Source organism: Acidibrevibacterium sp. (assembly GCF_049965395.1).
GTDB lineage: Bacteria > Pseudomonadota > Alphaproteobacteria > Acetobacterales > Acetobacteraceae > Acidibrevibacterium > Acidibrevibacterium fodinaquatile.
Genome location: NZ_JBMFWJ010000017.1, coordinates 1 through 11973 on the forward strand (window position 1 = coordinate 1; position 11973 = coordinate 11973).

The 11973-nt window shown below is 67.1% G+C and carries 12 protein-coding genes; 3 read left to right on the forward strand and 9 right to left on the reverse strand.

Annotated elements, in window-relative coordinates:
- Positions 1 to 227: hypothetical protein (locus ACP5M5_RS07150; RefSeq protein ID WP_427936435.1), on the reverse strand; the 227-nt coding region annotated here is incomplete at its 3' end.
- Positions 228 to 618: 391 nt separating this feature from the next.
- Positions 619 to 1713 carry an Mrp/NBP35 family ATP-binding protein gene (locus ACP5M5_RS07155; RefSeq protein ID WP_427936437.1) on the reverse strand — a complete coding sequence of 365 codons (1095 nt, stop codon included), beginning with the start codon at positions 1711 to 1713 and terminating at the stop codon, positions 619 to 621.
- Positions 1714 to 1881: 168 nt separating this feature from the next.
- Between ACP5M5_RS07155 and hflK the strand changes: the two genes are divergently transcribed.
- The 3 genes from hflK to ACP5M5_RS07170 all read left to right on the forward strand — a co-directional run bounded on the left by hflK (position 1882) and on the right by ACP5M5_RS07170 (position 5515).
- A complete protein-coding gene (gene hflK, locus ACP5M5_RS07160; RefSeq protein WP_427936439.1) occupies positions 1882 to 3048 on the forward strand; it encodes an FtsH protease activity modulator HflK in 1167 nt (388 codons plus the stop codon).
- Positions 3045 to 3917, forward strand: a complete 873-nt coding sequence (gene hflC / locus ACP5M5_RS07165) for a protease modulator HflC (protein ID WP_427936441.1) — start codon at positions 3045 to 3047, stop codon at positions 3915 to 3917. The genes hflK and hflC overlap by 4 nt, the downstream gene beginning before the upstream one ends.
- A 68-nt stretch (positions 3918 to 3985) precedes the next feature.
- Positions 3986 to 5515: a DegQ family serine endoprotease gene (locus ACP5M5_RS07170; RefSeq protein ID WP_427936442.1), complete on the forward strand. Its 1530-nt coding sequence runs from the start codon at positions 3986 to 3988 to the stop codon at positions 5513 to 5515.
- A 48-nt stretch (positions 5516 to 5563) separates the two neighbouring features.
- Here the strand turns inward: ACP5M5_RS07170 and ACP5M5_RS07175 are convergent, their stop codons facing one another.
- The 7 genes from ACP5M5_RS07175 to trpD form a co-directional block, all read right to left on the reverse strand.
- The gene (locus ACP5M5_RS07175; RefSeq protein WP_427936444.1) at positions 5564 to 6331 is read right to left on the reverse strand and encodes a glycosyltransferase family 2 protein; all 768 of its coding nucleotides are present in this window, start codon (positions 6329 to 6331) and stop codon (positions 5564 to 5566) included.
- On the reverse strand, positions 6325 to 7470 hold the full coding sequence (locus ACP5M5_RS07180) for a glycosyltransferase family 4 protein (protein ID WP_427936446.1): 1146 nt from the start codon (positions 7468 to 7470) through the stop codon (positions 6325 to 6327). The genes ACP5M5_RS07175 and ACP5M5_RS07180 overlap by 7 nt, the downstream gene beginning before the upstream one ends.
- Complete coding sequence (locus ACP5M5_RS07185) at positions 7454 to 8266, reverse strand: UDP-2,3-diacylglucosamine diphosphatase (protein ID WP_427936448.1); 813 nt, start codon at positions 8264 to 8266, stop codon at positions 7454 to 7456. The genes ACP5M5_RS07180 and ACP5M5_RS07185 overlap by 17 nt, the downstream gene beginning before the upstream one ends.
- A 120-nt stretch (positions 8267 to 8386) precedes the next feature.
- Positions 8387 to 9592, reverse strand: coding sequence for a molybdopterin molybdotransferase MoeA (locus tag ACP5M5_RS07190; RefSeq protein ID WP_427936450.1), 1206 nt, complete (start codon positions 9590 to 9592; stop codon positions 8387 to 8389).
- A 7-nt stretch (positions 9593 to 9599) separates the two neighbouring features.
- On the reverse strand, positions 9600 to 10076 hold the full coding sequence (gene moaC, locus ACP5M5_RS07195; protein WP_427936452.1) for a cyclic pyranopterin monophosphate synthase MoaC: 477 nt from the start codon (positions 10074 to 10076) through the stop codon (positions 9600 to 9602).
- Positions 10073 to 10897, reverse strand: coding sequence for an indole-3-glycerol phosphate synthase TrpC (gene trpC / locus ACP5M5_RS07200; RefSeq protein ID WP_427936453.1), 825 nt, complete (start codon positions 10895 to 10897; stop codon positions 10073 to 10075). The genes moaC and trpC overlap by 4 nt, the downstream gene beginning before the upstream one ends.
- A 44-nt stretch (positions 10898 to 10941) precedes the next feature.
- Entirely contained in the window at positions 10942 to 11961 is a 1020-nt protein-coding gene (gene trpD / locus ACP5M5_RS07205; RefSeq protein WP_427936455.1) for an anthranilate phosphoribosyltransferase, read from the reverse strand.
- Between the last annotated feature and the right edge of the window lie 12 nt (positions 11962 to 11973).

Below are 11973 nucleotides of genomic sequence, written 5' to 3' on the forward strand. Positions count from 1 at the left end.
ATGATTCGGGCGGCCGACTTGTCGGCCGACCATTCCGCCGTCCAGCCACGTTTGCTCAAAAAAGACGCAATATGATCGCGTAACTTGGCTTTATTCTTGGGCCAAACGCGACCGCGTTCGTCGCTGATCGGCCTGAGCTTTGCGCAAATCGTGTCGAGTGTATTACCGAGAACGAGTTCGCGTGTCGCCAGTTCCGATAATGTTGGTTCATGTGTTTTTCTAGCCATAATGCAGCCTCTGTCCCCCAACCACTCAGGACAAAAGTCTTTTTGCTTCTTTTTCTTCAGAAAAAGAAGAGTTTTTGCCTTACTCTAAGAGCCTGACCTAAAATTGGTTGACCGGCCTCGCGGCCTTTGATTCCCTTGGTTTGCGACAACTTTGGGAGATTCGCGATGCCTTGGAAGGAGGCCGATCGGGCGAAGTATGAAGTCATTCGGGCGCGCTATTCAAGCGATATGTCGGAGGCCGAGTTGGCGCTGATCGCGCCGCTGCTGCCCAGCGCGCAGCCTTCGAGGCGACTATCGAATCCGCTCTCGCGTGCAATTGGCCTTGGCTTTCCTTCTCATGCGAAGGCTGGCAAGGGCGAAAGCCGGTCAGATTTAAAATTCGAGTCAGGTTCTAACGCCCAATCGCTTTCTGGACTGAAGCGGCAAGCGCCTGGAATGCCGCCGCGGCGGGGTTTTCGGGGGCGCTGATGACGATCGGGGTGCCGGAATCGCTGCTTTCGCGCACGCCGGCGAGCAGCGGGATTTCGCCCAGGAAGGGCACGCCGAGCCGCGCGGCCTCGGCGCGGGCGCCACCGTGGCCGAATATTTCGGTGCGGTGGCCGCATTCGGGGCAGCAGAAAAAGCTCATGTTTTCGACGAGGCCGAGGATCTTCACCCCCACCGTCTCGAACATTTTGACCCCGCGCCGCGCGTCGGCCAGCGCCACGTCCTGGGGCGTCGAGACGATCACCGCGCCGGCGAGGGAAACGCGCTGGGCGAGGGTCAGTTGCGCATCGCCGGTGCCGGGCGGCAGGTCGATCACCATGACGTCGAGCTTGCCCCAAGCGACCTGTTCCATCAATTGTTGCAAGGCGCCCATCACCATCGGGCCGCGCCAGATCATCGCGGTATCGGGGTCGGTGATGAAGCCGATCGACATCGCTGCCAGGCCCCAGACCTTGATTGGCAGCATCTTATCGTCGCGCACCTCCGGCCGGCGGGTGACGCCGAGCATGTGCGGCAGACTTGGGCCATAGATATCGGCATCCAGCAGCCCGACCGCGAGGCCGCGCCCGGCGAGCGCCACCGCGAGGTTGGTGGCGACGGTCGATTTTCCGACCCCCCCCTTGCCCGAGGCGACAGCGATCACCGCACCGACCGCGGTGAGCAGTTTCGGCTGCTGGCGCGGGTCGCCGTGCGCATGCCCGTGCGCATGCCCGCGCGCGTGCCCTTGGGGCGGTGTCTGGGCCGGCGTGTCGCGATGGGCGGTGAGGATAACGGTTGCGTTCCGGACCCCGTCTTGGCCGGCGAGCAGGGCCTCGGCTTGGCGGCGCACCGGCTCCATCGCCGCGGCCTCCTCCCGCCGCACGCGGAGCGCGACCTGCACCAGCCCGTCTTTGACCTGGAGACTGTCGATCCGCCCGGCGCTGACGAGATCGCGCCCCGAGGCGGGGTCGGCGAGGGTCGCGAGGGCGGCGCGGAGCTGTTCTGGCGTGGGTTGGGGCATCGGCTTGCAAACCTTTTTCGTCCGGTCATTATGCGCCGCGGCCTCGCGGCCGCCGGGCCAGCTCGTGTAGCTTATCCTCGACTGTGGTCTGAACGCCAATGACCCACGCGCATGAAATTTCCTGGCCGTAATTTCTCTGGCCGCGGCATTTGAAGGAGCATCTCTGGCATGTCCTGGCATAATGGTGGACAAGGCGGCGGCCCGGGGGGGCAGGGGCCGTGGGGATCGCCGCGGCCCGGCAGGCGGCCAGAGCCGCCCTGGGGCAACGGCTTGCCGCCCGACCTCGCGGCGCTGATCGCGCGCGCGCGGCGCCTGTTCGGGGGCATCACGGGAGGGCGTGGTAACGGCGGGCAGGGCGGCGGATCGGGGGGTGGCGGCGAGGCCTGGCGGGCATCAAGGCTGTGGCTCGCGGCGGCGCTGGTGCTGGTGTTGCTCTGGTTCGCGAGCGGCCTGTTCCGTGTCCAGCCCGACGAGGAAGGGGTGGTGCTGCGCTTCGGTGCCTTCGCCCGCTTGGTCCCGCCGGGCCTTAGCTATCATCTCCCATGGCCGATCGAGAGTGTGCTGCGTCCCGCGGTGACACGCATCAACCGGATCGAGATCGGCTATCGCGCCAATCTCGCCGCCGAGAATGAGGGTCGCGACGTCACCGAGGAGAGCCTGATGCTCACCGGCGACGAAAACATCATCGATATCGATTTCACCGTCTTCTGGCGCATCCGCAGCGCGCCGGATTATCTCTTCAACATCCGCCATCCCGCCGGCACGGTGAAATCCGTCGCCGAAAGCGTCATGCGCGAAGTGATCGGGCGGACGCCGATCCAGCCGGCCTTGACCGGCGCGCGCGGCGCCATCGAGGAGGCGGTGCAAAAGGGCGCGCAGGCGATTTTGGACGAGTACGGCTCCGGCATCGAGATTACCCAGGTGCAGTTGCAAAAAGTCGATCCACCGCCGGCGGTGATCGACAGTTTCCGCGACGTCCAGCGTGCCAATACTGATGCCGAGCGGATGCGCAACGAAGCCGAGGCCTACCACAACGACATCGTCCCGCGCGCCCGCGGCGAGGCGGCGCGGATCGTCGCCGAGGCCGATGGCGCCCGCCAGGCGGCGATCGCCGAGGCGGGTGGCGCGGCACAGCGTTTCGCGAGCGTGCTCGCGGCCTATCGCGCTGCGAAAGACATCACGCTTGCCCGCCTCTATATCGAAACCATGCAGGCGGTGATGGAAAAAGGCCATGTCACGGTGATCGACCCCGCGATCAAGGGCGTCCTGCCGTTGCTTTCGCTCGATCGGCACGATGCCGCCAAGGGTGACGCGGCGGCGGGGGAAAAGCCATGAGACCTGGGTTTCTCGCCCTCATCGCTGTGCTGATCGTGCTTGCGATCGGCGCCGATGCGACCTTCTTTACCGTGCCGCAGACGGCGCAGGCGCTGCTTGTCCAGCTCGGCGAGCCGCGCGCGCTGATCACCATCCCAGGGCTGCACGCCCGCCTGCCGCTGGTGCAGACGGTGATCTTGTTCGACCGCCGTTTGCTCGACGACGAAATGGCCGGCGAAGAGGTCATTCTCGGCGATCAGCGCCGCCTCATCGTCGATAGCTTCACGCGCTATCGGATCACCGATCCGCTGCATTACTACCAGGCCGTGGGGCCGAGCGAGGAGGCGATCCGCGCCCGGCTCGATGCCGTGGTTTCCGGCAGTCTCCGCCGAGTACTGGGCGGCGAGACGCTGCTCGGCGTGCTTTCGGCCGATCGCGATCGGATCATGCGCGAAATCCGCCGCCAAGCGAACGGCGAGATGGCCGGCTTTGGCATCGTGATCGAGGATGTGCGCATCCGCCGCGCCGATCTGCCGGCGGAGAACACGCAGGCGATTCTCTCGCGCATGCAGTCCGAGCGCGAGCGGGTGGCCAAGCAGGCGCGCGCCGAGGGGGCGGAGGCGGCCGCGAAGATCCGCGCCAATGCCGAGCGCGAGCGGACGGTTCTGCTCGCCGATGCCCGCGGCGAGGCCGAGCGCTTGCGCGGCGAGGGCGAGCAGAAAACCATCGCCCTCTATGCCGGCGCCTATCAGCAGGATCCGCAATTTTTTGCGATCTGGCGGACGCTGGCGGCTTACCGCGACGGGCTCGCGGGTGGGCAAAGCCGGTTGATCCTGAGCCCGGAGGCGGATTTCTTCCGTTATCTGCGCCAAGTGCCGCAAGCGCCCTGACGGGGGCGCTTGCGCGAATGCCGGTTCGAGACCAATTTTGCCGAGAGCCTCGAGAGGACAGGATTTTCATGACCAACGCCCCCATCCGCCGCCTGCGCGCCGTTGCGTTTGCCAGCGTGCTCGCCGCTTTCGCCACTTTGCCCGCCCTCACCCCGGCCGCGGCGCGTGAGGCGCCGGCGAGCTTCGCCGATCTCGCCGCCGATCTCCTGCCCGGCGTCGTCAATGTTTCGAGCAGCCAGAGCGTGCAGGCGCGGGCCGGCAATCTGCCGGAGATGCCGGTATTCCCGCCAGGCTCGCCGTTCGAGCAGTTTTTCCATGATTTCATGGAAAAGAACCGTCCTGGCGGACAAGGTGGCGGGCCCGACGAAGGGCCGGGGCCGATGCGCAAGATGCAGAGCCTGGGCTCGGGCTTCGTGGTCGACAGCTCCGGCATCATCGTCACCAATAACCACGTGATCGACGGGGCGGACGAAATCACCGTCACCTTGCAGGACGGCACCTCGATGAAGGCCAAGCTGGTCGGGCGCGACGACCGCACCGACATCGCCGTCCTTCAGGTCAAGCCGGAAAAGCCTTTGCACGCGCTCGCTTTCGGCGATTCCTCGGCGATGCGGGTGGGTGACTGGGTGCTTGCGATCGGCAATCCGTTCGGGCTCGGCGGGACGGTGACGGCGGGGATCGTCTCGGCGCGCGGGCGTGATATCCGCCAGGGGCCGTATGACGATTTCATCCAGACCGACGCGCCGATCAATCGCGGCAATTCCGGCGGCCCGCTCTTTAATATGAACGGCGAGGTGATCGGCATCAACACTGCGATCTATTCGCCCTCCGGGGGCTCGATCGGCATTGGCTTTGCCATCCCCTCCAACATGGCGAAAACCGTGGTCGCGCAATTGCTGAAATACGGCAAGCCGCGGCGTGGTTGGCTTGGCGTGCGTATCCAGCAGGTCACCCCTGATATCGCCGAGAGCCTCGGCTTGAAGGAGCCGCGCGGCGTCATGGTCGCCGGCGTCACCGATGGCGGCCCGGCCGACAAGGCGCAGATCAAGAACGGCGATATCATCCTGAAATTCAACAATCAGGACGTGAAGGAATTGCACAATCTGCCGCGCATGGTGGCGGAGACGGCGATCGGGACGGAGGTGCCGCTCGTGCTTTGGCGTGATGGCAAGGAGGTCACGGTCTCGGCGCGGATCGCAGAAATGCCGGAAGATGACAGCAAACCGGCGGCGCTCACCACTCCGGCGACGCCGCCGGCCGCGGCGCCGGTCGCGATCTCGGGGCTCGGCCTCAAGGTGGCGCCGATCACGCCCGAGATGCGGGAGAAATTCCAGCTCAACGCCGATCAGAAGGGCGTCGTCATCACCGATGTCGGCGCCGACAGCGCGGCTGCCGAACGCGGCCTCCGGCCCGGTGATGTCATCATGCAAGTGCAGCAGGAGGACGTGAACGGCCCCGCCGATATCGAGGCCCGGGTCGAGCGGGCACGCAAGCAGAACCGCAAGATGGTGCTGCTGCTGATCCAGGGGCAGGATGGCTTGCGCTGGGTGCCGCTGCCGCTTGCGGCGCCGGCGAAGAGCGGCAAGCAACCCGGGTGAAGCAATCGGCCGCGGGCGCCGGCGTGATCGGCCGGCGCCCGGGCGTATTCAGGCATTTTCTTCGCGCGGCTCGCGAATATCCCGCCATTCCTCGGTGAACGGCTTTTTGAGGAAGGTCGCCCAGAAAAAATTGAGCGAATAGCGTAGCCCGATGGTCACCACCCCCTCGCCCTTGAGGCGCCGGCCGGAGGAATAGGCGGGCAGCGCGAAGGTGAATTTCACCCGCCCGAAGCGGCTCAAACGGCGCGCGAGATCGGTATCTTCGCCATAAAAGCGAAAACGGTCATTGGCGGCGCCGAGCCGCGCCATCGCCTCACGCCGGACGACGAAATTGCCGCCCTGCAGCATCGCGCCGACCCTGAGCACGTAGTGATTGACGAGATAGGCGGCATAGGCGATGCGGTAATAGAACCCGACCACGCGCTGCACCCCGGGCGAGAGGTCGCGATAAAGATAAGGGCCGCTGAGGGCGACGAGCCGCGCATCTTTGGCGAATTCGGCGCGCACTCGCGCAAGCCAACCGGCGGGAAGGTGGGTATCGGCATCGATATTGGCGACCAGCGCGCCGGAACTCCGGACAAACCCGGCAAATCGCGCCTGCACCAGGCCCTTGCGCGGCTCCTCCACCACCACGACGCCAGGGGTCATGCGGGCGATGGCGCCGGTTTGATCGGTGCTGGCATTGTCGACGACGATGATTTCCGCCTCTTCCCCGAGGATCAGCCCCTCGCGCGCGATTTCGCCTTGGATCACGGCGAGGGTGTCGGCGAGCAGAGCTTCTTCGTTATAGGCGGGCACGACGAAGCTGATCAGCATGGGACGCTCTCCTTGATACGCGGGGTGGGGACAGAGAGGGGAGGTTGGGTTGCAGCGAGGATCGGTGCTGAGGCGTGCGCAAGCGGCGGCTGGAGCGGCACCAGATTGGCGAGGAATTGCCGCGCCGCGGCGGCCCAGGAAAACGCTTCCGCAAAGCGCCGGCAAGCGCTGCGATCAAGCGAAAGGGCGGCGTGTGCCGCGGCAGCGAGATCACGATCGAGCACGCCGACCGGCGGCGCGGTTCCGCCCTGCACGGCTTGGCCGAGCACGGCGCGCGGGGCGGCGGCGGGAAACGCCGCGACTGGCAGCCCCGAAGCCAGCGCTTCGAGGAGCACGAGGCCGAACGTGTCGGTCTCGCTTGGGAAAACGAAGACATCGCTGCTCGCGTAGGCCTGGGCGAGTGCTTCGCCCTGCAACGCCCCGAGAAAATGCGCCGCGGGATAGGCGCGCTGCAACGCGGCCCGCGCCGGGCCGTCGCCGATCACGAGTTTGCTTCCCGGCAGATCGAGGCCGAGGAAGGCGGGAAGGTTTTTCTCGACCGCGAGCCGTCCGACCGAGAGGAAAATCGGCCGCGGATGGGGCAAAGGCGCGGCGTTGCCGGGGTGAAACAGCGCGAGATCGACGCCGCGCGACCACAAAACCGTGTTGTCAAAGCCGCGCGCTGCGAGTTCCGCCGCGAGCCCGCTCGTTGCGACCATCACGCTGACGCTGCGCCCGTGAAAGCGCCGCAGCCAGCGATAGGTGAGGGCGCGCGGCAGCCGCAGGCGCGCGGCGAGATAATCGGGGAAATGCGTGTGATAGGCGGTGGTGAAGGCCCAGCCGGCGCGGCGGGCGAGGGCGGACGCGGCAAGGCCGAGCGGCCCTTCGGTCGCGATATGGAGCGAATCGGGGGCGAATGCGGCAAGCAGCCCGGCAAGACGCCGGCGCGGCCAGAGGGCGAGCCGGATTTCCGGATAGAACGGACAAGGCATGGTACGAAACCGGTCGGGTCCGATCACCAACACCTGATGGCCGGCAGCGCGCAGCTCGGCCGCGACCATGGCGAGAGTGCGGACGACGCCGTTGATTTGCGGATGCCAGGCATCGCTGACGATGGCGATCCGTCGCGGCGCCGGAGCGATCTCAGGCGGTGGCGGCATTCAGCGCCGCATCTCGCCGGGCGAGGAAGGAAAGCCCGTTGATCGCCGCCCAATCGAGCAGTTCCAAGCGCCCGTCGCGATGCTCGACGAGGGCGGTGCAGCTTTCCACCCAGTCCCCGGCGTTGAGATAGAGCTTGCCGCCGACCTCGCGCATTTCGGCGTGGTGGATATGGCCGCAGACCACGCCATCGAAGCCGCGCCGCGCGGCATCGGCGGCAAGCGCCACCTCGAAACGGTCGATCGCTTTCACCGCCTCTTTGACCCGGCGCTTGAGATAGGCCGAGAGCGACCAATAGGGATAGCCGAACCGGGCGCGGGCGAGGTTGAAATAGCGGTTGAGCCAGAGCGCGAGGCTGTACGCGCCATCGCCGAGTAACGCGAGAAAGCGGGCATAGCACACCACCGAATCGAAGTGATCGCCATGCAAAACCAGCAGACGGCGGCCATCGGCGGTGGTATGCGCGGCCTCGTCGGCGAGCGCGATCCCGACGACCTCAAGCCCGAGCGGCAGGAAGCGCCGCAGCGCCTCGTCGTGATTGCCGGCGATATAGGTGACTTTGGCGCCCGAACGGGCGTGGCGAAGGATCTCCGTCAAGACCGCGTCATGATGCCGGTCCCAGTGCCAGCCGCGCCGCAGCCGCCAGCCATCGATGATGTCTCCCACCAGATAGAAATGCTCGGCGGAGACGCGGCGGAGAAAATCAGCAAGGAAATCGGCGCGGCACTCCTTGGTACCGAGATGGGTGTCAGAGAGGAAGACGCTGCGATAAGCGGGAAGCGCCATGATGTTTGTCATGGCGGTCTCGTTACGCCATGCCGGAGAGTCTCTGCCAGTGAAACTATGATGACGTCAAAGAAACTATGATGACAGAGATCGGAATTTTACCACGCCGTGACACATGTATGACATGGCGGATCAGAGACCGAGGCGATCGAAGCGAATGATCTCGACGGCGGCGCCGGCCGCCAGCGCCGGGGCGAAAGGCGGGCGGAGGATGAGCGCGTCGGCCCGCGCGAGCACCGCCTGCATCGCCGAATCCTGAACCGCGAACGCCTCGGCGACCAGATTTCCGCCCTCGTCCTCGATAAGGCGGGCGCGGAGAAAGTCGAAACGGCGGTCATTGGCGGCAAGCGGGGTTGCGGTCGTCGCCGTCAGGGTTGCAAGCGGCGCGCCCGCAAGGCCGGCCAGCCGCAGCACCGCCGGGCGGACGAACAGCAGGCCGCAGACGAACGCCGCGACCGGGTTGCCGGGCAGGCCGAGCACCGGCATCTCACCGAGGCGCCCGAACATCAGCGGCTTGCCCGGCCGCATCGCGATCTTCCAGAAATCGACCGCGAGACCCCGCCGCGCGAGACCCGCCTGCACCAGATCATGCGCGCCGACACTGGCGCCGCCGGTCGTGAGCAACAGATCGAAGCCACGGGCGGCATCCGCTGCGTGGGCAATGGCGTCGGGATCGTCTGCCGCGATCGGCAAAACGCTCGCGACAGCGCCGAGCGAGGTGAGCATTGCCGCCAGCGCATGGGCGTTCGAGCTGACGATCCCGCCTTGGGGAATCGGCTCGCCGGGCAGTGCGATTTCATCCCCGGTCGCGAGCACCGCGACACGCGGGCGGCGATGAACCTGGAGCCAGGGATGATTGGCGGCTGCGGCAAGGCCGATATCGCGCGGCGAAAGCCGCCGCCCGGCGGCGATGATCGGCTCATCGCGCGCGAAATCCTCGCCCATGCGGCGAATATGCCGGCCCGGCAGGACGCTCTCGCGCACCCGCACGGTCTCGCCCTCGGCCTCCGCATCTTCTTGCAGCAGCACGGCATCGGCGCCTTCGGGGAGGATGCTGCCGGTAAAAATCCGCACCGTTTCGCCGGCGCCGATGCGCCCGGCGAAGGGATGACCGGCCGGGGCACTGCCGATCACGCGAAGGGTAGCGCCATCGCGCGCGTCCTCGGCGCGGACGGCATAGCCGTCCATCGCCGAGACATCGGCCGGCGGTTGGGTCCGGCGCGCGATCACCGCGGCCGCGGTGATCCGCCCGCACGCCTCGGCAAGAGCCACCGTCTCGGCGCCGACCGGGGCGAAGGCGGCAAGGATGCGGGTGCGGGCGTCTTCGATGCTGATCATCGCTGCCTCAGGCTTGCGCGAAATCACCAGACTTGCCGCCGGATTTGGCGACCAGGCGCAACGCCTCGATACGCATGCCGCGATCGACCGATTTGCACATGTCATAGACCGTGAGCGCAGCCACACTGGCCGCCGTCAGCGCCTCCATCTCAACCCCGGTGCGCCCGGTGGTGCGCACGGTTGCGGTAATCTCGACCGCATCCGGCGGCGCGGCGATCAGATCGACCGTCACCGAATCGAGCGGCAGCGGGTGGCAGAGTGGAATAAGATCGGCGGTACGCTTGGCGGCCATGATGCCGGCGAGCCGCGCAACTCCGAGCACGTCGCCCTTTTTGGCGCCGCCGGCTTCGATCAGGGCGAGGGTTGCGGCGGCCATCACCACCCGGGCGCGGGCGGTCGCACGGCGCGCGGTGATCGGCTTGGCCGAGACATCGACCATCACCGCCTGGCCGCTTTCATCGAAATGGCTGAATTCGGCGGTCATGCCGGCGTGCCGAGCAGCGTCCGGGTGGCGGAGGCAACGTCGAGCTGGCGCATCAAGTGTTCGCCGACGAGAAAGCAGTGAACGCCTGCGTCGTGAGAGAGGCCAAGAAGGTCGGCATGGCTCTTGATGCCGCTTTCGGCGATCGGGAAGCGATCCGGCGGAATGCGCGGGGCGAGCGCGCGCGCGGTGTCGAGGGTGGTTGCGAGCGTCTTGAGATTGCGGTTGTTGATGCCGATCAGATTGGTCGCAAGCCCAAGGGCGCGATCGAGTTCGGCCTCATCATGAACCTCGGCGAGGACGTCCATGTCGAGCGAGCGGGCGAGGGCTTCGAGGTCGCGCGCCTCCTGATCGGTGAGCGCCGCCATGATGAGGAGGATGCAATCCGCCCCCATCGCCCGGCTTTCATACACCTGCCAGGGCTCGAGGATGAAATCCTTGCGCAGAACCGGGAGATCGACCGCCGCGCGGGCGGCGATGAGATCGTCTGGCGATCCCTGGAAATGGGGGGCGTCGGTGAGCACCGAAAGGCAGGTCGCGCCGCCCGCGGCATAGGCGCGGGCGAGATCGGGGGGCGAGAAATCGGCGCGGATCAGCCCGCCCGAGGGCGAGGCTTTCTTGATCTCGGCGACCAGACCGAAGCCGCCGGTGGCGATTTTCGCCTTGAGCGCGCGGCCGAAGCCGCGCGGCGGCCTGGCCGCGGCAATGCGCGCTTTCAGCGCCTCGATCGGGGTTTCCTCGCGCCGGCGGGCGGTTTCGGCGCGGGTTTGGGCGCAGATCAGCGCCAGAATGTCGGTGCCATCAAGGGCGGGAACAGCGGTCATGATATCTCCTCGCTGGGCATCCGTCGCAAACCGTCATGCACCGGTCAAGCGCTCTCGTGGCTCGCGCGTCGCAGCCGCTGGAGTGCGGTGGCGGCCCGCCCGTCATCGATCGCCGCGGCGGCGGCGGCGACCCCGGCGGAAAGCGTGGTTTCCCGCCCGGCGACGATCAGCGCTGCGGCGGCGTTGAACAGCACAGTGTCGCGATAGGCGCCGGCCGCCCCCGCCAGCAACGCCTCCAGGGCGGCGGCGTTGGCGGCGGCATCGCCCCCTCGGATGGCCGCAACCGGGGCCGGGGTGAGACCGGCATCGGCGGCGGTGAGGGTGAAGTCGCGTAATCCGCCGTTTTCGAACGCGGTGACGCGGTTTTCCCCGGCCAGCGTCAATTCGTCGAGCCCGGCGCCATGCGCTACCCAAACCCGTTCGGCGCCGAGCCCGCCGAGGGCTTCCGCCATCGGCCGCGTCCAGATCGGGTCATAGACACCGATCAATTGCCGCCGCACCGAGGCGGGATTGGCCATCGGGCCGAGCAGGTTGAAAATGGTGCGGATGCCGAGTTCGACGCGCGGCCCGGCGGCGTGGCGGAGTGCCGCGTGATGGTTCGGCGCGAACAGGAACATGCAGCCGGCCTCGCGCAGAATCGCCGGCAAGCGGGTCGACGCGACATCGACATTGACCCCGACCGCCGCGAGCACGTCGGCGCCGCCGCTTTTGGAACTGAGCGCGCGGTTGCCGTGTTTGGCGACTGGAACCCCGATTCCTGCCAGCACCAACGCCACCGCCGTTGAGACATTGAGCGTGCCGGCGCCATCGCCGCCGGTGCCGCAGACATCGATCGCATCCTCCGGGGCGGGGACGCGCAGCATCCGCGCCCGCATCGCGCGCGCCGCACCGCGCAGTTCCGCCACCGTCTCGCCGCGCACCCGCATCGCCATGACGAGACCGGCGATCTGCGCCGGGGTCGCCTCGCCGGCCATGATGATGCCAAACGCCGCCTCCGCCTCCGCCTCCGACAGGGTCTCGCCGCGCGCAAGCCGGGCGAGCACCGGCTTCAGATCGCCGCTCATTCAGGCCTCGGA